Raw genomic sequence first — 21,373 nt, forward strand, 5'->3', positions numbered from 1 at the left:
CTGTATAAATTCAGTTATGTATTCACATCCAGCAACCGCGAAGTTTCTAACCGACTCATCCACTTCTCTAAATAAACTCGATTACCTTTTTCCTCATTTGGATCTTTAGTATCCAAAGGATGAGGCATCAGTCCCAAAATGGTTGCTGTTGTCACGCAAAACATCGATTTTTGGAAACTCATGCAAATTTGTACCCGCAAATCATCTTCACCTCGAAGACTGCGACGATAAATTTCGTGCAAATACTCTGGAAGATAATGACGCATATCCTGCATCAACAAGGTGGGAGGAATACCCGCGCCGCCAATGGGTAAAGGATCGGCATACAATGCGCCATATTGGAATCGAGTTTGATCTGGGGGAATTTGATAACCTTGGGCATTGTATGAAACTGTACCGTGGAAAGGAGTTCCTCGGAAAAATACTGCTTCTACATAAGGTATTGCTGTATCTGCTAAAAAGGTCAAACCAACGCTTTTGGGAATGATTTCATAGACTTCACCCCGAATTTTGACGGCGTAGGTAATTGGGTTTGATGCATTTGCCACTAACCCTGCTTTAATATGTTCTACAACTTGGGGAATCGATTTGATTTCACCTCGGTCGTAGCGGTCTGATAAGTTGAGGAACATATCAGCCATAACTCGCCAGAATTGACCTAAACCGGTGTAGTAAGCAGAGACGCGCAATTGTTCTGTTAAAAAATCTGGAAACAGTTGGTTAATACCCGAAATTAAAGGATTATTTTTAAACTTTGCGGCGATAACGGCTTGCGCTCTTTCTTTAAATTCATTTGTATCTAAATACGTATCTAGCCCGCCGCCACCGTGCCACATCATGCCTTTCATGCAATACTCGGCATATTCAAAATTAATTCGGTCATGCCACCAGTGACGGAGTAATTTCTGAAAAGAAACCTCTCCATTAAAGTATTTAAAAAATGGGAAAAATATTAAAAACTGATGCTCGGCAATATAATTAAGATTTTTTGAGTAAGCATCTAAAACTACGCCATAGCTTTTAAGAATACCAACAACTTCCAGAACATTTTCTGGATTATCAGGGACTAATGCCTCTCCTGTTTGCAAACGTTCAATATACTCAGCTAAGGGATTATGAACCGCTTTCTTTTTAATAGTTACCATTGATATCTCTCCAAAAACTTTAGGAATTAGGGCATTGGGCATTGGGCATTGGGCATAGGCAAGAGGACTTGGGGAAAAGGAGAATTGGGGACAAGGGGAAAGACTTGTTTCAAGTTCTCACCTCTTGTCCCCTTGTCTTCTCTGCTCCCTGCTCTCCTGCTTCTTCCCCATTCCCCATTCCCTACTCCCTAATCCTTAGTCCCTATTGCTTTATCCAAAGACACAGCTACTACTACGTTTTGGCTATTAACCATTGCTGTAATTGTTGGTTCAGTCCAGCGTGCTAACCAACCAGGTTGAATGCCGAAAATCACAATCAGCACAGCTAAAATTGCAGCTGGGCCGCGATCGCTCCAATACACCCGTGGTAAGTTGGTAACTTGTGCAGACAAGCGTCCAAAAAAGGCGCGGTTGAGAAGTATTAGAAAGTAAACCGCCGTTAAGCCTGTGCCAATCATTGATAGCAGCGTTTGCACTGGAAAAACTGGGAAACTGCCCCGAAAAATGATGAATTCGGAAATAAACCCCAGCATTCCCGGTATCCCAGCGCTGGCCATCACTCCCACAACAATCAAGCTACCAATTACAGGCATACCGCGTTCTGGGTTCAGCAGTCCTTGGAGAACTTCTAAATCTCGGCTTCCGGCTTTTTTATACACAACCCCTACCAACAAAAACAGCATGGCGGAAATCAAGCCGTGGCTAATCATCTGCATAACAGCACCCAACACACTTAATGGTGTGGAAGCCGCTGCCGCTAAAAGCACGTAGCCCATGTGTCCAATAGAACTGTATGCTACCATTTTTTTCATATCGGTTTGAGCGATCGCGCAGGATGCACCATACAGTACACTTACTACTGCCCAAGTCGCTAACCAAGGAGCCACATAAGCCCAAGCTTCTGGTAACAAGTTCATGCCAAACCGCAGTAAGCCATAAGTTCCCAACTTCAACAACACTCCAGCCAACAGTACAGAAATTGGTGTGGAAGCTTCAACGTGAGCATCTGGCAACCAAGTATGGAAGGGAACTAAAGGAATTTTAATCCCAAAACCTACCAAAATTCCCCCTAGCAGTAAAAGCTGTGTCGCTAGAGGTAGAGTTGTAGGGTTCAAGGTTGCTAGTGCAAAGCTAGAGGAACCACTCAACCAAACCATTCCGAGGAAACTTGCCAAAATCAAGATTCCCGAAACGGCAGTATAAATGAGAAATTTTGTTGCAGCATAACCCCGCTTTTCCCCACCCCAAATCGCTATCAATAGATATAGCGGGATTAGTTCCAATTCGTAAAACAAGAAAAATAGCAGTAAATCCTGTGCCAGAAAAGCTCCAGTCACCCCAGCGCTCAATAATAGTATCAAAGAGTAATAAAATTTAGGACGCTGAAGGGATTCATCGCTACTGTAAATGGCAATGCAAGTTAACAATCCATTCAAAACCAGCAGTGGCAAAGATAAACCATCTATTCCCAGGTTATAGTTCAAGCCTAAGACATCTATCCAAGGGAGAGACTCGGCAAATTGTTGAGTGATTTCCCCTGGATGGAACTGAATTGCTAGTACGATTGTCCACAAGAAAGCAATACTGGCAAAGACTAAAGCCACCCCACGGGCAAATTTTCCACTGATGCCAGAGGGCGAGAAACCAATTAAAGCTGCACCGATTAACGGCACTAGAATTAAAACACTAAGCATAGATAGAAGGGGATAGGGGAAAGGGGACAGGGGATACGGGATAGGGAAAGAGGGAGAGAATAATCCCTAACTCTTAACTCCTAACTCCTAACTTCTCACTCAGCACGGATTAAACCATAGCTATCCGCTAACAGCACTCTTAAAAAGGCAATTTATCTAGTAAACCTAATGACCAGCTGATGAAAAAACCCAGGACGCTGACAACTGCTAGGATGGTCAACATATAGCCCTGAGATTGCCCAGAAATGCTGTATTTTAAAGTTTGTCCGCCAAGGATTGTTGCAAATCCAACTAAGTTCACTAGACCATCGACTAAATAGCGATCGCTCCAAGCAGAGATTTTAGATAGCAGTGCGACTGCACCTACTACCGTTACCCGATAAACTCGGTCAATATAAAAATCATAACCTAACAAGTCCTGCACAAATCTCCATGCCAAGATTCTGGATCTTGACCAAGCTTTGTGTAGATGAACTGTAGAACCTACACCTACCCCCACGACGGTAGAAGTAAACAACGCTAACGCCACATACCAATTAATACTTTCCCAATCTGGTAGCAAGTACCATTGCTGTAGCATCAAAGGTACAAGCAGAGTGAAGACTGTGAGAATCACCATTGGTAAGGCCATCTGCCAAGCAACTTCTGGGGTGCGACGGGTCTTCTGTTGCGGTTTCCCCCAAAAAACTAATCTGAATACTCTGGTCAAGTTCAATGCTGTCAAGCCATTGACTAATAATAAAACCCCAATTACCCAAGGGCTAATATTCACAAAACCGTCAGCCCATGCTAACATTGCCCAAAAGCTTCCCAAAGGTAGCAGTGTTACCATTCCGGCTGAACCGACAATAAAGGCAGTAGTTGTGGCTGGCATCCTTGACCAAAGACCGCCCATTTCTGTTAAGTCTTGGCTTTGGGTAGTCAAGATTACTGAACCGGAACTCATGAATAATAATGCTTTAGCGATCGCATGAGTTAACAGCAACATCAAGGCCACACCCCCTTGCTGCAACCCCACCGCCAAAAACACTAACCCCATGTATGCACTGGTGGAATGAGATAGCGATCGTTTAATGTCAATTTGAGCTATGGATACTAATGTTGCCCCAATCGCTGTCACCGTTCCCATGACTACTAATACATTCAAGGCAACTGGCGACAAAGCTAATAATGGTTGCAGTTTATACAATAGATAAGCACCACCAGCTACTACCAGTGAGTTCCGCATTACCGAGGCAGGGTTGGGCCCCTCCATTGCCTCATCTAACCACAGGTGCAGTGGAAATTGCGCACATTTACCAGCAGGCCCAGCAATTAACGCCAACCCCAGCAATGTTGATGTAATTGGGCTTAAATTAGCTGTTTGCGCCCACTCATATAAATCCGAAAAGTTCAAACTGCCAGCTAAGGTGGAAAGCGTCACCACTGCCATTAGCAGTAACAAGTCTCCCACCCGTTTGGTTAAAAACGCATCCCGCGCCGCTGTTACTACTAGTGGTTGAGCATACCAGAATCCCACCAACAAGTAAGTTGAAAGCGTCAGCACTTCCAAAAGGGCATAGCTGAAAAACAAAGAATCACTGATTGCTAGAGCACTCAGCGCTGCTTCAAAAAATCCGAGCAACGCAAAAAAACGCGCCAACGACCAGTCTTTTTCCATATAACCCAGAGCGTAAACTTGTGCCAGTAAGCTTAACCCTGTAATTAAAACTGTTGCCCCAATACTGACTGCTGAGAGTTCTAAGGCAAAAGATAAGTCTAAATCAGCAGCTTTGAACCACCGCACCAGTAACTTTTCTGGTTCTCTATCCCAGATAATGTTAAATACAGACAGACTATGTACAAAAGCTAAAACGGTTGTCAACAAGTTTATGTATGCCGCAGGTCTTGGTCCTGTTCGCTGAATTATTCCTATTCCCCACGGCAACGTCAAAATTGCGCCTAATAAGCTATATAAAGGCACAAACCAACTTGTTGAAAATAGAAATTGATCCATTTAAATTTACCTTGATGACTCAGCCTTGATTTAAAAAAACTTTAAAAACAATTATTTAATGTAATAAAATTAATTTACCAAAACATTGATGTTTTTTTACTATTATTTCAATTAAATTCCCGGAAGTACTTTTACTTAACGTTATCCTATTAAATATAAGTAAAATATAACTTTACATAAGCAAAAGCATTTACTTGCCTTAACATCACAACCGTTTTTACATTTGTATTTCTACTTTGAGCAAAGTGCTTTATACGATATATTTGAAAAAATTATATATTTTTCACCTAGTCCTTGTACATATAGCAAAACTTGAGAAAAGATATAGACAGTAAAAGATACAGCCTCTGCTCGTCCCTCGCCAGATGGAATTACCCTTGGTTATGAATGTCGTTTTGTAAATGTGATAAAGAAATTATAAAGCATAAGTGGCTGCTCTAGGAATCAGTGAACTTTAATTACTCAGAAGCACAGATAAATTTTTGTTAAGTTTTTTAAAACTTTCTTATCATAAACTATTATAGTAATTTATATTGCCAGGAACGCCAAGCTTTCCTATGCTTAATTTGGAAGTGTTTTCTTAGCTCTAAGATCAGGCTCTCCCCGTCAAAAAATTCAAACGACAGTACAGATTGCATTAATTTTGTAGGAGTTCTGCGATGCCAATTGCAGTTGGAATGATTGAAACGAAGGGCTTTCCAGCAGTGGTAGAAGCTGCTGATGCGATGGTGAAAGCCGCCCGTGTCACTTTAGTAGGGTATGAAAAAATTGGTAGCGCTCGCGTCACCGTGATAGTTAGGGGAGATGTTTCGGAAGTGCAAGCTTCTGTAGCTGCTGGGGTTGAAGCGGCGAAAAGAGTAAATGGTGGTGAAGTGTTATCCACTCACATCATTGCTCGTCCTCACGAGAACCTGGAATACGTCTTGCCGATCCGTTACACAGAAGCTGTGGAACAGTTCCGTACCTAACTAAAAAGCTGTTTAAAAAAAGTAATTAATGCTCTTTACCTTTTTGAGCATCGCTTTTGTCCAGGGCTAAAAACTTTAAATAGGGATTAAAACTAATGTCAATCGCAGTGGGAATGGTTGAAACGCTAGGCTTTCCAGCGGTAGTGGAAGCTGCTGATGCAATGGTGAAAGCTGCCCGCGTTACTCTAGTAGGCTATGAAAAAATCGGTAGTGGTCGAGTTACGGTCATTGTCCGGGGTGACGTGTCGGAAGTGCAAGCTTCCGTAGGCGCTGGTGTTGAATCAGTGAAGCGAGTCAACGGCGGACAAGTGCTGTCTACTCACATCATTGCTCGTCCTCACGAAAACTTGGAATACGTCCTACCAATTCGTTATACAGAAGACGTAGAGCAGTTCCGGGAAAATGTGAATGCAATTCGTCCTTTCGGTAGAAGACCGTAATTTGTAATGCAAGTCGCCAAAGTTCGCGGCACAGTAGTTAGCACGCAAAAAGATCCAAGTCTTCGAGGTGTGAAACTACTGTTGTTACAATTAGTAGATGAAGACGGAAACATCCTGCCACAATACGAGGTAGCAGCGGATAGTGTGGGAGCAGGAGTAGATGAGTGGGTACTTGTCAGTCGTGGCAGTGCCGCTCGTCAAGTTATTGGTAATGAACAGCGACCATTAGATGCAGTGGTAGTGGCGATCATAGATACCATTCACGTTGAAGATCGCCTCATTTACAGCAAAAAAGATCAGTATCGTTAGTCAACAGTTAGAGAAGTGAGGAGTCAGGAGTGAAAAGTTAAAACTGATAACTCCTAACTCATAACTCCTAACTTAATACAGGAGGAATCTCGAAATGGCAGTCCGCAGCACGGCGGCACCCCCAACCCCGTGGTCGAGGAATTTAGCTGAAGCCCAAATCCATGAAACTGCCTTTGTACACCCGTTTTCCAATCTGATTGGGGATGTACGGATAGGTGCAAATGTAATCGTTGCTCCGGGGACTACGATTAGAGCGGATGAAGGCACACCTTTTTATATTGGTGAAAACACTAATATTCAGGATGGTGTTGTGATTCATGGGTTAGAGCAAGGTCGAGTAATTGGAGACGATCAAAATAAATACTCGGTGTGGGTTGGCAAAAATACTTGCATTACCCATATGGCTCTAATTCATGGACCAGCTTATGTAGGAGATAATTCCTTCATTGGCTTCCGCTCTACTGTGTTTAATGCCAGGGTGGGTGCAGGTTGCATCGTGATGATGCACGCTTTGATTCAAGACGTAGAAATTCCCTCAGGTAAATATATACCTTCGGGAGCGATAATTACCAGCCAGCAGCAAGCTGACCGCTTGCCAGATGTGCAAGATCAAGATAAGGACTTTGCTCATCATGTGGTTGGGATTAATCAGGCGCTGCGAGCTGGTTATCTTTGTGCTGCGGATAGCAAATGTATTGCACCAATTCGGGATGAGAACACTAAATCTTATAAAGGTAATGGTGTTACTGTTTTAGAGCTAGAAAGGAGTAGTGAAGTGTCGAGCAATAGCTTGGGTGCAGAAACAATAGAGCAGGTGCGCTATCTATTGGAACAAGGGTATAAGATTGGTACAGAACACGTAGACCAAAGACGGTTCCGCACGGGTTCTTGGACTAGTTGTCAACCAATTGAACCAAGATCCATCGGTGAAGCGATCGCAGCCTTAGAAAGCTGTGTAAGAGACCATAGCGGCGAGTATATCCGGCTGTTTGGTATTGACAAAGATAGACGGCGTGTGTTAGAGAGCATCATCCAACGCCCGGATGGTGATGTTAAACCCGCTACCAGTTTTAAAGCTCCGGCTAGTAGTCATAGCAATGGCAGCTACAGCAGCAATGGTAATGGTAACGGCTCTAGCAGTGGCAAAGTCAATGGCGAAACTGTAGAGCAAATCCGCCAACTTTTGGCAGGTGGTTACAAAATTGGTATGGAACACGTAGATGAGCGCCGCTTCCGGACTGGTTCCTGGACTAGCTGCAAGCCAATTGAAGCAACTTCCATAAATCAAGTAATCTCCGGCTTAGAAGAATGTATAGAAAGCCATCAAGGTGAGTATGTGCGTTTAATCGGCATTGATACGAAAGCCAAACGGCGGGTATTAGAGAGCATAATCCAACGCCCAAATGGTCAAGTAGCCTCCTCTGGTGGTGGTAAAAAATCATTTACTAGCAGTGGAATTTCTGCTACTGCTACGGCAACAGCTACCAGTAACCGTTTAAGTACAGAAGTCATAGACCAACTCCGGCAATTATTGGCTGGTGGGTATAAAATTAGCCTTGAACACGTAGATGAACGACGGTTCCGTACTGGTTCTTGGACTAGTACCGGTCAAATTCAAGCCTCCTCAGAAAGAGAAGCGATCGCAGCCTTAGAAGGACACCTTGGCGAATACCAAGGGGAATATGTACGCTTAATTGGTATTGACCCCAAAGCCAAACGGCGGGTATTAGAAACCATTATCCAACGTCCAAATGGTCAAGTAGCCTCCTCTGGCAGTCAGAAATCATTTACTAACAGTGCACCCTCTGCAACAGCAACAGCAACAGCAACAGCTACCAGTACCCGTTTGAGTGCTGAAGTAGTAGATCAACTCCGACAATTATTAGCTGGCGGCTCTAAAATTAGCCTTGAACACGTAGACCAACGGCGGTTCCGTACTGGTTCCTGGACTAGTACTGGTCAAATTCAAGCCTCTTCAGAAAGAGAAGCGATCGCAGCCGTAGAAGGACACCTTGGCGAATACCAAGGGGAATATGTGCGCTTAATTGGTATTGACCCCAAAGCCAAGCGTCGGGTATTAGAAACGATTATCCAACGACCTTAAGGAGTTAGGAGTTAGGAGTTAGGAGAGACGCGATTAATCGCGTCAGTACAGGAGTTAGGAATAAGCTTTGAATCAAAACTCTAATCTTAAAAATTTCCAACTTATAACTTCTAACTCATAACTTCTGACAAACTCCTCACTTTCTAATTTCTTCCGGCTTCCGAGGTTAAAATTTCCATGTCTGTGCTGTCACTGCGCCTCAGCAATAACTTTGATTCTTACATTAGTGGTGAGGTGACTATTCATCCAAGCGCAGTACTTGCACCTGGGGTGATCCTCCAAGCAGCTGTAAACAGCAAGATCATCATTGGGCCAGGGGTCTGTATTGGCATGGGAGCAATTCTCCAAGTCCATGAAGGAACCCTAGAGGTAGAAGCAGGCGCAAACTTGGGAGCCGGTTTTTTGATGGTTGGCAAAGGCAAAATTGGAGCAAATGCTTGCATTGGTTCAGCAACAACAGTTTTTAACTATTCAGTTGAACCTGGACAAGTAATTGCACCTGGTTCAATTTTAGGAGACACCAGTCGACAGATTGCTCAAACAATGCAACCGGAACCATCTACAAATAACCAAACTCCTACAAGTGCAACACCGCAGAAGGAAAAGGAAAATGGCTTAGGGGAAGTTAAGGAAAAGGTAACTTCCTCAACTAACTTCTCAGCTTCAGCTTTTGTGGATTTCAAACAAAATAAGTCGATTTCTTATTTTAAATCTCCCGCCACTCCAGAAAGCCAGTCTCCTCCAGTAGAGGAACCGACCAATGATGCTGACTCCACCTTGCAAGAAGCCCCCCAAGAGTCTACAGAACATGACTCAGACCCCAATCAGCCAACCACAGAATCCTCTAACGGTTTCGGGACTCAAATTTATGGGCAAGGGAGCATACACAGACTGTTGACTACATTGTTTCCCCATAGACAATCCTTGAACGACCCAAACTCTGACGATTAGTCTGAGTAAGTGTTAATTGTAAGTTGTCAGCTTTGTGATTATCTGGGAAAGTTCACATGGAAACATCTAATCAACGGTCTATGAGTACCATGCAGGACACTGCTTTGGGTTTAGTTTCTACTCGCAGCTTTCCAGCAATAGTTGGGACAGCGGATATGATGCTAAAGTCCGCAGGAGTTCACCTAATTGGATATGAAAAAATTGGTAGTGGGCATTGTACTGCGATCGTCAGGGGTGGGATTGCTGACGTGCGTCTTGCCGTAGAATCTGGTGTCCAAACTGCTGAACAGTTTGGTCAGTTGGTTTCTAGCTTGGTGATTCCCCGACCTTATCCAAACCTAGATATAGTACTTCCCATCACAACCCGTTTCACTAAATTGATGGAGGAGGGTAATTACAGCCGTCTGAGTAACCAAGCAATTGGTTTGGTAGAAACGCGAGGATTTCCAGCGATGGTAGGAGCATGTGATGCCATGCTCAAAGCTGCTGATGTTCATTTGGCAGCTTATGAAAAAATTGGTGCGGGTTTATGTACAGCCATTATTCGTGGTTCTGTAGCCAATGTAGCGGTAGCAGTGGAAGCGGGAATGTTCGAGGCAGAACGCATTGGAGAATTAAATGCAGTGATGGTAATTCCCCGACCGCTAGACGAAATGGAGCAAACTTTGCCATTAGCAAGCTGCTGGATAGAAGAACGCCAACCGTTAAACTTACCAGTCAATATTAAAGAGCAAGTTGCCGAAATAGAGGTGCTAAGATTACCAGATTTAACCAAGCTACCTACAAAAATTGCAGAAGAATTATGGAATGATGAATGATGATAGATGAATTTTGGAAAAGCCTTATTCATCATTCAGCATTCATCGGGTGATGGAAGGCATCTTACGCTTTTCTTGTTGTTCTGATAATAGCTTCTTAAATCCATAAGTAAAATACCTTTATTTTAATAGGAACAATAGAGTTTTATCTATAATAAAACTCGTAGCTTTCTATGAGCATAGCTATATCATTTGCAAGCCTTCAGTAATACTAGTTTTATATCTATGAATAGCTATTTACAGGAGAATCACCTTTGAAGCAAGCGACGCTGCACCAGTTAAAGGTATTCGAGGCGGCGGCACGACACAGTAGCTTTACTCGCGCTGCTGAGGAATTGTTTCTCACTCAACCTACCGTTTCTATGCAAATCAAGCAACTCACAAAATCGGTAGGGTTGCCATTATTTGAGCAAGTGGGGAAGCGATTGTATCTCACCGAAGCAGGACGGGAATTATTTGCCACTTGTCGGCAGATTTTTGAAAATATAGCCCAATATGAAATGAAGGTAGCAGATTTAAAAGGGGTAAAACAGGGACAATTACGCTTGGCAGTGATTACAACAGCAAAATATTTTATCCCACGTTTGTTAGGGCCATTTTGCGAACTTTATCCAGGGATTGATATCTCCCTGCAAGTAACGAATCACGAACAAATTTTGGAACGGATGAGTAATAATCTGGATGACTTATATATTATGAGTCAAATTCCAGACAATATAGATGTGAATTGCGAGCCATTTCTAGAAAACCCTTTGATAGTCTTTGCACCAATTAATCATCCGTTATCTAAAGAAAAAAATATTCCGATACAACGACTGTCTAACGAACCTTTTATTATGCGAGAACCAGGTTCAGGAACTCGTCGTGCCGTCCAAAACCTATTTGAAGAACAAGGGGTGACAGTAAAAGTCAAGCTGGAATTGGGAAGTAACGAAGCAATCAAACAAGCGATCGCAGGTGGTTTAGGAATTTCTGTTTTATCCCGTCATACCTTACTATTAGACGCCTCAGAGTTCAGCATTTTAGATGTACAACACTTCCCCATTGAACGACATTGGTACATGGTTTACCCATCGGGCAAGCAGCTATCTATCGTTGCTCGGACTTATTATGAGTATCTTCTGGGTGCGGCAAAGAATTTTGTACAGCAAAACGCTGCTACTACTTCCACTACGCTTGAACCAACTCACGGGTAAAATAATTCGGAATTACAAATTACATTAGCGGCTCTTGGAGCGTCATTACGAATTACCTAAAGGGGTTGACGGCTAGACGGGAAACATTGACAATTAACCAGCAGAATTATTAAAAATGGGGGAAAACTAGTAGTGGTTAACCCGGAAATACCGTCTTGGCGCAAAACAGTACAAAGCGAGATTGTAGCTGTTACAGTGTACTCTGACAGAGCATTGGTTACACGACGTGGTGTAATTGATTTAACAGGAATTGAACAAGAATTAGTAATTACCCCAGTACCAGAGACTCTGGAAACTGAGTCTGTCAGAGTTAGTGGTACAGGTACGGTAGGGGTGCGCTTGGTGGGAGTAAGTAGCGATCGCATCTACACTACTGAATCAGTAGCCGAGCGAGTCGCACATTTGACAAGGCAAATTCAGCAACTAGAAGCAGAAAAACGCCACCTGCAAGCCCAGGTAGATGCTTTAGTGTTGCAATCTAGTTTTATTGCAGGCTTACGTGAAAAAACAGAAGAACCCTTTGCACAGAGTTTATCCCGTAAAAATCTCAGCCTCAGCGAAACTTTGGATTTTTTGAACTTTCTCGGAAGCCAGTATAGTGAATATGCGATCGCATCTGGAGAGTGCAAAACCCAACAGCAAGAATTAGACAAACAACTGCAAGCACTCCGCGCCTCGTTGCAAAAAATCCAAACACCCCATCCCAAAGAGAGTTTTAGCTTAGTTGTAGGAGTTGAAGTTGCAGGTGAAGGCGAGTTTGAGCTAGAGCTTTCCTACCTAGTAAATCGTGCCAGTTGGACTCCGCTATATGACTTGCGCTTTAGCACCAGCAGCGATATTGTACATCTGAGTTACCTTGCAGAAATCACTCAAAGCACCGGTGAAGATTGGATTGGTGCAAATCTCACCCTTTCTACCGCTAAACCGGGATTAGGTACACTTCCACCCAAACTTGAACCCTGGTATATTGATGCCCCACGTCCACAACTGGTACGACAACGACGATTTTCTGCCCAGCCACCACTCCTGCCTACCATCGCAGAACAGGCTGCTCCTGCTGCCAGAGCAGATTGGCAAGGAGAAGATGAAGTTGCAGAGGATAGTCTCATTCCAGCAGAAACCGTTACAGCAGAAGTATCCAAAGAAGGAAGTGTAGTTACCTTTAAATTGAATGGAGGCGGTAATATTCCTAGTGATGGCGCACCTCATAAAACTACAATTTTCAATGATGATTATCCTTGTAGCTTCGATTATCTGGCAATGCCACGCTTAGTAAGTTTTGCTTATCTGCAAGCCAATGTAAAAAATAGTCCCAACGGTGCAACTCTGTTACCAGGCAAAGCGAATATTTTCCGCGACAATGTTTTTATAGGAACAACTAAGTTAGAAAATATTGCACCAGAGCAAGAGTTCAAACTGAACTTAGGAATTGATGAAGGTTTGAAAATAGAGCGCGACTTAGTTGAACGTCTGGTAGACAAAAGATTGATTAGCAACCAGCGCCGGATTACTTATAGCTATCGATTGTTCATTACTAACTTACTAGACAAAGAAGTAAATCTAAAACTAACTGAACAATTGCCGATTAGCCGTAACGAGCAAATTAAGGTGCGCCTCAGCCGCAGCAACCCGCAAATTCAACTTGGTGAAATGGCGATTTTAGAATGGCAGTTAACTCTTCTAGCACAAGAAAGAAGAGAGATATATTACCAGTTCAATGTTGAACATCCACCTGACTTAATGGTGGTTGGGTTAGATATTTAGAATCAACATGAGCATTGAATAGAATATTATAGCAGTTCTTAATTGGCTGCAATAGGCTCTGCTTTGGGAAGACAGGAGTCAGAATATTCTGACTCCTGAGATGTTTGTCAGCGTATTTCATACATTTGAGAATCGCTATATTGTTTATTTAAACATTCATTTTTATTACAGCAGATTGCAAATGTAATAATACCAGTTTGAAAAACACTACAAAAATTTTTTGCGAAAATTCTATTGTAATTAAAGAACTGAAGCTCCTATCTTCATTAATTGCTGCTTACTAACAGCATAGTAATTTTATGTCTAAAAATTCTTATTAACGCTTTCTTAATAATACCTTAAAGGCGGACTTTTACTATTTATTAGGTTTCTGAACTTTTGCTGACAGTATACTAATGAATTTATCAAGACGTAACTTCTTTACATTAGCTGGTGCGAGTGCTGTCGGTGTTACAATGCTTTCTCCTCTGGAAGCCTTATATGCAAGACGTGCTAATGGCCAAGTTGTAGGATTAACTGATGGTTACGGTCCATTAGCACCTAAGCTAGCCGAAAATGCAGATGAACTCCAAGGTGTCATTCTGGGTGGTATTAATTTGGGCAATACTCCCATTTTGCAGCTTCCTCCTGGCTTTAATTACACAGCGATCTCAGTAAGAGGTCAGGCAATGAGTGATGGTGGTACTGTGCCTGGGAGTCATGATGGCATGGCTGCATTCGAGGGTCCTAAGAACACCACAATTCTGGTGCGGAATCATGAAGTGGGTGCTTTGGGTTCTAACCCAGTTCGTGTAACTCAATCAAAACTATACGATCGCCTGGGTGGCGGCACGACAAATATTGTAGTTGGGCCCAATCGTCGGGTAATCAAGGATTTTGCTTCTCTGGGCGGCACAATTCGTAACTGTGCGGGTGGTCCCACTCCCTGGGGTACCTGGATTACCTGTGAAGAGGACGTAACGCTTCCCTCAGCTGGTGGAGCAACCAAAAGGCATGGCTATAATTTTGAAGTGCCAGCGACAGACGAAATTCAGGTTGCCGACCCAGTGCCTCTGGTTGCTATGGGACGTTTTAACCATGAAGCTGTTGCTGTTGATCCGGCAACTGGATGGGTCTATCAAACCGAAGACAGGGGCGATAGCTGTTTCTATAGGTTCCGCCCTAACCAGGAAGGTAACTTGCAAAGCGGTGGCGTGCTTGAGGCGCTTGTAATTGTAGGCGCACCTGCGGATACGCGCAGAAACTACCTCGCCTATAAGAATATAGCGTTGTCAACCACCTGGGTTCCGATTAACAACGTTGATCCCAATACTGATAGTGGTTCTCCTTCAGTGCGAGGACAAGCGCGGGCAAGCGGTGCTGCAATCTTTGCGCGGGGTGAAGGTGCTTGGTATGGCAATGGCGCGATCTACTTTACCTGTACCAGTGGTGGCGACGCTGGTTTTGGTCAAGTTTTTGCTTACAATCCTAGTAACGGCACATTGACTTTAGTCGTTGAGTCTCCTGGAGAAAGCGTACTAGACTTCCCTGATAACATTACAGTTGCTCCTTTTGGTGACCTGATTCTTTGTGAAGATGGAGGCGGAGACAGTTATATTGTCGGCGTTAATCAAAGCGGCGAACTGTATCAGTTTGCAAAAAACAATATCAATGACAGTGAATATGCAGGAGCCTGCTTCTCACCTGATGGCCGCACAATGTTTGTCAATCTCCAATCCCCTGGAATTACCTGTGCGATTTGGGGGCCTTGGAACAGAAACCGAGCATAAGGTTAGTTATATCTAAGTGATTTGATCGCTTACAGGGCTACTCCAGTTTATTCTTGGAGTAGCTCTGTTTTTAGCATTTACTCAAGATATCTTTCGTATACCAGATTACTTGTAGTTTTTAATGTACAGGGTTTTATTTGTTTGATGGTGAATATTAACCAGTGGAACCCAATCCACAAGGCTGGTTGTGAAGTCAACAGCTAGGTTTATATTTAGGTGCTTATCAAGAAAATTTACGCTTTTTTACTCCTGGATGAGAACTAGTTTCAACACCAGAAGAAGTTGCCCAACAGGCTGAACAACAAAAGCAACGCGCTAACCAAGAGAAACAATGCAGCGATCGCTTGGCGGCAAAACTGCGAGAATTAAATATAGATCCCCAAATACTATTTAACCTCCGCGCTGTCTTGCTTTTGCCTGTTGGCGCGAATGCTATGGATCTTCAGGAAAAACCCATTTTGGTGGTTCTGTCATTTTTTTCCGCAGGCGTTCTTGTGCCAACTCCAACATTTTGTCTAAGGGAGTCTCTTCAATAAATTTTGCAGCGGCTTCTCTAAACTCGATATTGGGGCATTTATCCCCTAAAACACAGCCGTTAACACAGGCTACAGCGCAGTTAATTTTTTGCTCCACAATAAATTCCTCTCTTTAAAAGTTATGAGCAGAGACGCGATTAATCGCGTCTGTACAGGAGTTATAATTTTCACCTTTAACTTTTTACTATCAGGCATTATCCTCCAGGTAAATTTTACCTTGCCAGTTGCCATCCCATTAGTCTAAATACTTACCATTTAGAAAGTTATCGGTTATGAGTTATGATTTTGACTCCTAACTTCTCACTCTTATGAAAGGCGCTCATGTCAGAAGTTTTTGCTACTACTGGAACTATCGCTGCGATCGCTACTGCTGTTGTCCCTCAACAAGGTAGTGTTGGTATTGTGCGGGTGTCTGGTTCTCAAGCAATGGCTCTAGCCCAAACTCTTTTTCACGCACCAGGGCGACAAGTTTGGAAAAGTCACCAGATTCTCTACGGTTACATTCGCCATCCCCAGACGCAACAACTGGTAGATGAAGCCCTATTGTTGATTATGAAAGCACCCCGTTCTTACACCCGTGAAGATGTGGTGGAATTTCATTGTCACGGGGGAATTATGGCAGTGCAGCAGGTATTACAACTGTGTCTGGAAAACGGCGCTAGATTAGCCCAACCAGGAGAATTTACTCTCCGTGCCTTTTTGAATGGACGATTGGATCTAACTCAAGCTGAAGGTATTGCTGATTTAGTGGGAGCGCGATCGCCTCAAGCTGCCCAAACTGCCTTAGCTGGTTTGCAGGGGAAATTAGCTCATCCGATCCGCCAGTTACGCGCCAACTGTTTAGATATTTTGGCAGAAATCGAAGCTCGAATCGATTTTGAGGAAGACCTTCCTCCGCTGGATGATAAAGCAATAATATCAGAAATCGAGAAAATTGCCGCCGAAATCACTAGGTTAATAGAAACCAAAGACAAAGGTGAGTTGCTACGTACTGGTTTAAAAGTGGCAATTGTGGGGCGGCCTAATGTGGGTAAGTCGAGCTTATTGAATGCTTGGAGCCAGAGCGATCGCGCCATTGTGACTGACTTACCCGGTACAACCCGCGATGTGGTGGAATCGCAGTTAGTTGTTGGGGGAATTCCCATACAAGTGCTAGATACAGCAGGGATTCGGGAAACAACAGACCAAGTGGAAAAAATTGGCGTCGAGCGATCGCGTCGTGCTGCCAATGCAGCTGATTTAGTCTTGCTTACCATTGATGCTTCAGCAGGTTGGACAGAAGGCGATCAAGAAATTTACAAACAAGTGCAACACCGTCCATTAATTCTAGTTATTAACAAAATCGATTTATTAGAAGAAGACGAAAGCAAATATCTTCAATCCAAAATCCAAAATCCAAAATCTAAAATTGTCACAGCCGCAGCCCAAAATCAAGGCATTGATGGTTTAGAAAAAGCAATTTTAGAGATAATTAAATCTGAAAAAATACAAGCTGCTGATATGGATTTAGCCATTAACCAAAGGCAAGCAGCAGCCTTAACTCAAGCTAAAATTTCTTTAGAACAGGTACAAGCAACAATTGCCCAGCAGTTACCTCTTGATTTTTGGACTATTGACTTACGTGGTGCAATTCAGGCACTAGGAGAAATCACTGGTGAGGAAGTAACAGAATCAGTTTTGGATAAAATTTTTAGCAAGTTTTGTATTGGTAAATAAAAAGTAGATTGGCAAAAGCGAAATCCAAAGCAACATTTATACTAATCTTTGTAAAGTTTTACTATTGTTCAACTTAACCTGCAATTGATAACTAAATGTACATATCAATTCGTCAAGCAACCATACAAGATACGGTGATAGTCTCGGATGTATTGTTAGAAGCAGCTTTGTGGCTCCAGGAGCGTGGTATGCCTCTGTGGGATGATAGCGAGGTATCGCTAGAAAGTATCTCGGAAGATGTTGCTAACGGCTTGTTTTTTATTGCTGAATGGGCGGGTGAACCAGCTGGTACAATCAAATTTCAGCTTGAGGATTTACTTTTCTGGCCCGACATTTCTCAGGAAGAGTCAGCATTTGTACATCGTCTTGCTATTCGGCGACAATACTCTGGCGGTAAAGTCTCTTCGGCACTGCTGGCTTGGGCTGTTGAACGCGCACAAACATTTGGTAAACGTTATTTACGTCTAGATTGTGATGCTTCGCGTCCGCGCTTGAAAGCAGTATATGAAAACTTTGGTTTCCGTCATCACAGCGACAGACAAGTTGGCGCTTATTTCGTCTCTCGCTACGAATATGAAATACCTCTAAAAGTAAGCTAAATTGATATGTCTTTTATCGATGAAATTAATCCTGTTAACGCATTGATTGTGGGAGCCAACCGAGGTATTGGTTTAGGTTTTGTAGAAAAATTGCTACAAGATGACAGAATAGCCAAAGTTTATGCAACTTCTCGTCAACCGGAATCAGCCTCCGATTTAATAGCTCTTGCAGGCGAACATCCTGGGCGATTAATTTGTCTGGAGATGGATATTACTGACGAATTGCAGATTGTTGAAGCTGTTCAAAAAATACGTATTCAAGTTGATAAACTGCATTTGGTAGTCAACTGTGTAGGACTGCTGCATGAAGATAATTTGCAACCTGAAAAAAGCTTAAAACAGATCAATTCAGAAAATTTGCTACGCTACTTTCAAATAAATAGTATTGGTGCTGTCTTACTAGCTAAACACCTATTGCCTCTGTTTCGTCATGGAGAACGCAGCGTGTTTGCCACTATTTCTGCTAAATTGGGCAGTATTGGCGATAACCAACTTGGTGGATGGTATGGCTATCGCGCTTCTAAAGCAGCACTCAATATGTTAATGCGAACTGCGGCAATTGAGTATAAAAGAAGCTGTCCTAAAGCATTCATAGTGACATTGCATCCTGGTACAACTGATACGCGCCTTTCCCGTCCTTTCCAGGGAAATGTAACTGCGGAAAAATTATTCTCAGTGGAACGCACCGTTACCCAATTACTGGCTGTCATCGAACAGCTTCAAGAAGGCGATAGTGGACAGTTTTTCTCGTGGGATGGGAGTAGATTGCCTTGGTAACTGCGTTACGCTGGTGCTAGTGAAATTTACGTTATTTGTAACTAAAGCCTATGAAGTTTTTTGTGCCAGCAGCTAAGGATGATATCAAAGCAGAGCAGGTGTATAGTGCGATCGCTCAGTCTGTCAAAGCACCAATAACCCAAAAGCGCATTTGGAAGTTACAGTGGCGCGATCGCGAAATTGATATGGAATGCGAGGTAGGCAAACCCTTACCATCCTCTTACCAAACCGGGAAAGAGTTAGTTATGGCAATATTTGAGTGCGAAAACCTTTATAAAATTTGTACTCTTACCCGTGGAGGGGTAAAGGGAGAGCCTATCTTGGTTGGCAAAAACTCTGTATCCTCAGCAACGTATTTTTCAGATAATGTAAATAACTGACTCTGCATTTTAATATGCGATCGCCCTGGTAAGATACAGTGATCAAGCCTCAGTACTGAAAGCTAAGAACTAGGAAACTCTAACTCAGTGCTTCCCCGTACTAACTGCACTGTTTCAGATGGTAGATGTCGCTCCAACCAATCCTCCAAATCAGCCATTACCTCTTGATAGTTGAGGTCACTCTGAATTTCGTGATAGGCTCCCGGATACTCAATTCTTAGCTTATCTTTGCACTTTACCCGTTGGTAAAAGATGTCACTTCCCGCAGGTAAAGCAACTCGGTCTGCACCACCGTGGAGAATCAACAATGGTAATTGCCAATCACCTGCATGAGCATTAATCCAATCAACTGTTGCAAAGAATTCAGTAGCTAGACGGGCTGTGGCAAGGGTATGTCGCAGCTTATCTTGGGCATAGGCGGCTAAAACCTGCTGATCTCGTGAACCAGCACTCAGGTCAATGCCTGTATTCAGGGTGAAACGCGGCCACACCCGTGAGAGCATTTTTCCTAAAAGCACGCGGATAGGTGAAACCCCAACTTTCCCCAAGGTTGGCGCTAAAGCGATCGCACCCTGCAAAGCTGATGCTTGTTGGGGATAGCGCAGAATGTAATCTAAAACGATCACCCCACCTAAACTATGACCCAAAAGAAAAATTGGGCATCCAGGATTCTGAGTCTGAATTAACTCTAAGAAAGCTTTTAAGTCTTCTCGAAACTCACTCCAAGCGTTGATATAGCCTCGCTGGCCTGATGAGCGTCCATGACCACGCAAGTCTAAGGTGTAGACAGCATATTGTTTGGGTATCAGATGTTGAATTACATTACTGTAGCGATCGCTGTGCGCTCCAAGTCCATGCACAATGGCTAATATTGCCCGTACTTTACCCTCTGGATGCCAGCTTTGGTAATACAGGTCAAGTCCTCCAACACCCTGAAATCTGCCTTCTCTACGAGACGCTACGCGATCGCTATGGTCAATCATAGGGTTAATTTTTTACGTATTTTCCCAGCAAGTTACTAACATGTCAACAGTCATTGTAGTAAAAATAGCTTCTGGCTATGGGAATAATTACAGTGAATTGAGTTACCCTTATGTATTTAAAATATCGAAAAAATAATTCCACAGCTTCTAACCGTGGGTTGGTTAATAATATGACCTCAAGAATTATGATTTATTCATGAATTCAAAGAGGTTTTTATCAAAAGTTCTTCTAGGGAATCTGTTCAGGAAAACCTAGCTGATGGGGTAACTTCCGAAGTTCATGCCGACTCAAAATCCAGCCATCAGCAGGAAGATAGTACACAATTAAAAAGTTTGACTGCTGCAAGTATCAAGCGGGTAAAAGAGGGTGTAGCTGCGGCTGGCGATCGCGCAGTTCGCCAAATTATCGAAAAAACTCTCAATCGCTTGGAAGGTATTAATCAGGGACATTCGGAACCTAGAGCCAACTCTGGGCTGCGTCGTTTTGTAATGCGATCGCTCATCCATTCCTTTTTCAAGGTACGGGTCGAACACCTCGAAAGAATACCTCAGAAACCTGCAATTCTAGCTGTCAACCATCTCCACCACATCGATCCCTTACTCCTCTTAGCCGAACTCCCTACCCAACCCCACTATTACATCCTGGGCGATGCCCGTACTCTCTATAACAAGTGGTGGAAGCGCCTAATTCTGGGTTTTGCAGGGGGTGTGATTCCTTTGGAACGGGTGTGGAAAGAAGAAGTTGCTGTTATGGAAGCGGCTAAAGCAGGAAGGCAAGATTTAGTTGAACTAGCCGCAGCAATTAAACAGACAGTACCCACAGGGGAAGATATACACACACTGCGACAAATAGACCGCATTATTCTGGCAATTTTGACTCGTGGAGATGGGATGATTCTTTTTCCTGAAGGACGACTAGGAACTGCTGAGGGTAAGTTGCATCTCCCTTTGAAACGCGGGACTGTGATTTATGCCTTGCGGGCTGGTGTACCGATTATTCCAGTTGGGCTGATTGGAACTCATGACCTTTATTTGGGAAAAGAGTTAACAATTCGGGTAGGTGAACCGTTACACTTTACCCAAACAACCAGACCAAAGCGCCAGGAAGTGGACGTAGCTTTAGAAATGTTACAGGATGCAATGCTGGCTCTGTTACCAACTAATTATCAGGAACCAACAGGAGCCAAACTGTTACGTTCTTTCCTCAATCACATGTTGTGGTAAGAGA

General features: G+C 43.3%; 18 protein-coding genes and 3 pseudogenes. 16 read left to right on the forward strand and 5 right to left on the reverse strand.

The features are described 5' to 3' along the window. Positions 1-14: 14 nt before the first annotated feature. The 3 genes from H6G92_RS04315 to H6G92_RS04325 form a co-directional block, all read right to left on the reverse strand. On the reverse strand, positions 15-1,145 hold the full coding sequence (locus tag H6G92_RS04315) for a CO2 hydration protein (protein WP_190891115.1): 1,131 nt from the start codon (positions 1,143-1,145) through the stop codon (positions 15-17). Positions 1,146-1,333: 188 nt separating this feature from the next. Then, positions 1,334-2,839: an NADH-quinone oxidoreductase subunit M gene (locus H6G92_RS04320; RefSeq protein ID WP_190891117.1), complete on the reverse strand. Its 1,506-nt coding sequence runs from the start codon at positions 2,837-2,839 to the stop codon at positions 1,334-1,336. Positions 2,840-2,978: 139 nt separating this feature from the next. Further along, entirely contained in the window at positions 2,979-4,835 is a 1,857-nt protein-coding gene (locus H6G92_RS04325) for an NAD(P)H-quinone oxidoreductase subunit F (protein ID WP_190891119.1), read from the reverse strand. 659 nt (positions 4,836-5,494) lie between these two features. Here H6G92_RS04325 and H6G92_RS04330 point away from each other — a divergent pair. The 11 genes and pseudogenes from H6G92_RS04330 to H6G92_RS39200 all read left to right on the forward strand — a co-directional run. Beyond that, the gene (locus H6G92_RS04330; RefSeq protein WP_190891121.1) at positions 5,495-5,803 is read left to right on the forward strand and encodes a carbon dioxide-concentrating mechanism protein CcmK; all 309 of its coding nucleotides are present in this window, start codon (positions 5,495-5,497) and stop codon (positions 5,801-5,803) included. 95 nt (positions 5,804-5,898) lie between these two features. After that, positions 5,899-6,243, forward strand: a complete 345-nt coding sequence (locus tag H6G92_RS04335; protein ID WP_039748664.1) for a carbon dioxide-concentrating mechanism protein CcmK — start codon at positions 5,899-5,901, stop codon at positions 6,241-6,243. A 6-nt stretch (positions 6,244-6,249) separates the two neighbouring features. Beyond that, positions 6,250-6,552, forward strand: a complete 303-nt coding sequence (locus H6G92_RS04340) for a EutN/CcmL family microcompartment protein (protein ID WP_100899927.1) — start codon at positions 6,250-6,252, stop codon at positions 6,550-6,552. A 94-nt stretch (positions 6,553-6,646) separates the two neighbouring features. After that, a pseudogene (locus H6G92_RS04345) lies at positions 6,647-8,302 on the forward strand (ribulose bisphosphate carboxylase small subunit); the annotation flags it as partial. A gap of 105 nt (positions 8,303-8,407) precedes the next feature. Beyond that, positions 8,408-8,656 (forward strand): annotated as a pseudogene (locus H6G92_RS41045) (ribulose bisphosphate carboxylase small subunit); the annotation flags it as partial. A gap of 177 nt (positions 8,657-8,833) precedes the next feature. Then, positions 8,834-9,607 (forward strand): transferase, encoded by a 774-nt coding sequence (locus H6G92_RS04350; RefSeq protein ID WP_190891125.1) that lies wholly within the window; start codon positions 8,834-8,836, stop codon positions 9,605-9,607. A 56-nt stretch (positions 9,608-9,663) separates the two neighbouring features. Continuing rightward, positions 9,664-10,425, forward strand: coding sequence for a BMC domain-containing protein (locus tag H6G92_RS04355; RefSeq protein WP_190891128.1), 762 nt, complete (start codon positions 9,664-9,666; stop codon positions 10,423-10,425). A 254-nt stretch (positions 10,426-10,679) separates the two neighbouring features. After that, complete coding sequence (locus H6G92_RS04360) at positions 10,680-11,621, forward strand: LysR family transcriptional regulator (RefSeq protein WP_190891130.1); 942 nt, start codon at positions 10,680-10,682, stop codon at positions 11,619-11,621. A 132-nt stretch (positions 11,622-11,753) separates the two neighbouring features. Further along, the gene (locus tag H6G92_RS04365) at positions 11,754-13,385 is read left to right on the forward strand and encodes a mucoidy inhibitor MuiA family protein (RefSeq protein WP_190891132.1); all 1,632 of its coding nucleotides are present in this window, start codon (positions 11,754-11,756) and stop codon (positions 13,383-13,385) included. Positions 13,386-13,780: 395 nt separating this feature from the next. Beyond that, complete coding sequence (locus H6G92_RS04370; RefSeq protein ID WP_190891134.1) at positions 13,781-15,154, forward strand: alkaline phosphatase PhoX; 1,374 nt, start codon at positions 13,781-13,783, stop codon at positions 15,152-15,154. 128 nt (positions 15,155-15,282) lie between these two features. Beyond that, positions 15,283-15,543: pseudogene (locus H6G92_RS39200) on the forward strand (Uma2 family endonuclease); the annotation flags it as partial. A 43-nt stretch (positions 15,544-15,586) separates the two neighbouring features. Here H6G92_RS39200 and H6G92_RS04375 read toward each other — a convergent pair. After that, complete coding sequence (locus H6G92_RS04375) at positions 15,587-15,787, reverse strand: hypothetical protein (RefSeq protein ID WP_012410641.1); 201 nt, start codon at positions 15,785-15,787, stop codon at positions 15,587-15,589. A 224-nt stretch (positions 15,788-16,011) separates the two neighbouring features. Between H6G92_RS04375 and mnmE the strand changes: the two genes are divergently transcribed. The 4 genes from mnmE (at position 16,012) to H6G92_RS04395 (ending at position 19,162) form a co-directional block, all read left to right on the forward strand. Beyond that, positions 16,012-17,406 carry a tRNA uridine-5-carboxymethylaminomethyl(34) synthesis GTPase MnmE gene (mnmE, locus tag H6G92_RS04380; protein ID WP_190891136.1) on the forward strand — a complete coding sequence of 465 codons (1,395 nt, stop codon included), beginning with the start codon at positions 16,012-16,014 and terminating at the stop codon, positions 17,404-17,406. Positions 17,407-17,501: 95 nt separating this feature from the next. Beyond that, on the forward strand, positions 17,502-18,005 hold the full coding sequence (locus H6G92_RS04385) for a GNAT family N-acetyltransferase (RefSeq protein WP_190891138.1): 504 nt from the start codon (positions 17,502-17,504) through the stop codon (positions 18,003-18,005). 6 nt (positions 18,006-18,011) lie between these two features. After that, positions 18,012-18,782, forward strand: a complete 771-nt coding sequence (locus H6G92_RS04390; protein WP_190891140.1) for an SDR family NAD(P)-dependent oxidoreductase — start codon at positions 18,012-18,014, stop codon at positions 18,780-18,782. 50 nt (positions 18,783-18,832) lie between these two features. Next, a complete protein-coding gene (locus H6G92_RS04395; protein WP_190891142.1) occupies positions 18,833-19,162 on the forward strand; it encodes a hypothetical protein in 330 nt (109 codons plus the stop codon). A 62-nt stretch (positions 19,163-19,224) separates the two neighbouring features. Here the strand turns inward: H6G92_RS04395 and H6G92_RS04400 are convergent, their stop codons facing one another. Next, positions 19,225-20,145: an alpha/beta hydrolase gene (locus H6G92_RS04400; protein ID WP_190891144.1), complete on the reverse strand. Its 921-nt coding sequence runs from the start codon at positions 20,143-20,145 to the stop codon at positions 19,225-19,227. Between the two features lie 333 nt (positions 20,146-20,478). On the opposite strand from H6G92_RS04400, the gene H6G92_RS04405 reads away from it, so the two are divergent. Continuing rightward, positions 20,479-21,369, forward strand: a complete 891-nt coding sequence (locus tag H6G92_RS04405; protein WP_190891146.1) for a lysophospholipid acyltransferase family protein — start codon at positions 20,479-20,481, stop codon at positions 21,367-21,369. The last annotated feature ends 4 nt before the right edge of the window (positions 21,370-21,373 follow it).

The organism is Nostoc foliaceum FACHB-393, assembly GCF_014698505.1.
Classification (GTDB): domain Bacteria; phylum Cyanobacteriota; class Cyanobacteriia; order Cyanobacteriales; family Nostocaceae; genus Nostoc; species Nostoc foliaceum_A.

Bases quoted from the DNA above. Each gene is read 5' to 3' on its own strand.
- H6G92_RS04315 (WP_190891115.1), bottom strand. From the start codon at position 1,145: ATGGTAACTATTAAAAAGAAAGCGGTTCATAATCCCTTAGCTGAGTAT.
- H6G92_RS04395 (WP_190891142.1), top strand. From the start codon at position 18,833: ATGAAGTTTTTTGTGCCAGCAGCTAAGGATGATATCAAAGCAGAGCAG.
- H6G92_RS04385 (WP_190891138.1), top strand. From the start codon at position 17,502: ATGTACATATCAATTCGTCAAGCAACCATACAAGATACGGTGATAGTC.
- H6G92_RS04335 (WP_039748664.1), top strand. From the start codon at position 5,899: ATGTCAATCGCAGTGGGAATGGTTGAAACGCTAGGCTTTCCAGCGGTA.
- H6G92_RS04390 (WP_190891140.1), top strand. From the start codon at position 18,012: ATGTCTTTTATCGATGAAATTAATCCTGTTAACGCATTGATTGTGGGA.
- H6G92_RS04400 (WP_190891144.1), bottom strand. From the start codon at position 20,145: ATGATTGACCATAGCGATCGCGTAGCGTCTCGTAGAGAAGGCAGATTT.
- H6G92_RS04370 (WP_190891134.1), top strand. From the start codon at position 13,781: ATGAATTTATCAAGACGTAACTTCTTTACATTAGCTGGTGCGAGTGCT.
- H6G92_RS04325 (WP_190891119.1), bottom strand. From the start codon at position 4,835: ATGGATCAATTTCTATTTTCAACAAGTTGGTTTGTGCCTTTATATAGC.
- H6G92_RS04350 (WP_190891125.1), top strand. From the start codon at position 8,834: ATGTCTGTGCTGTCACTGCGCCTCAGCAATAACTTTGATTCTTACATT.
- H6G92_RS04330 (WP_190891121.1), top strand. From the start codon at position 5,495: ATGCCAATTGCAGTTGGAATGATTGAAACGAAGGGCTTTCCAGCAGTG.
- H6G92_RS04340 (WP_100899927.1), top strand. From the start codon at position 6,250: ATGCAAGTCGCCAAAGTTCGCGGCACAGTAGTTAGCACGCAAAAAGAT.
- mnmE (WP_190891136.1), top strand. From the start codon at position 16,012: ATGTCAGAAGTTTTTGCTACTACTGGAACTATCGCTGCGATCGCTACT.
- H6G92_RS04320 (WP_190891117.1), bottom strand. From the start codon at position 2,839: ATGCTTAGTGTTTTAATTCTAGTGCCGTTAATCGGTGCAGCTTTAATT.
- H6G92_RS04355 (WP_190891128.1), top strand. From the start codon at position 9,664: ATGGAAACATCTAATCAACGGTCTATGAGTACCATGCAGGACACTGCT.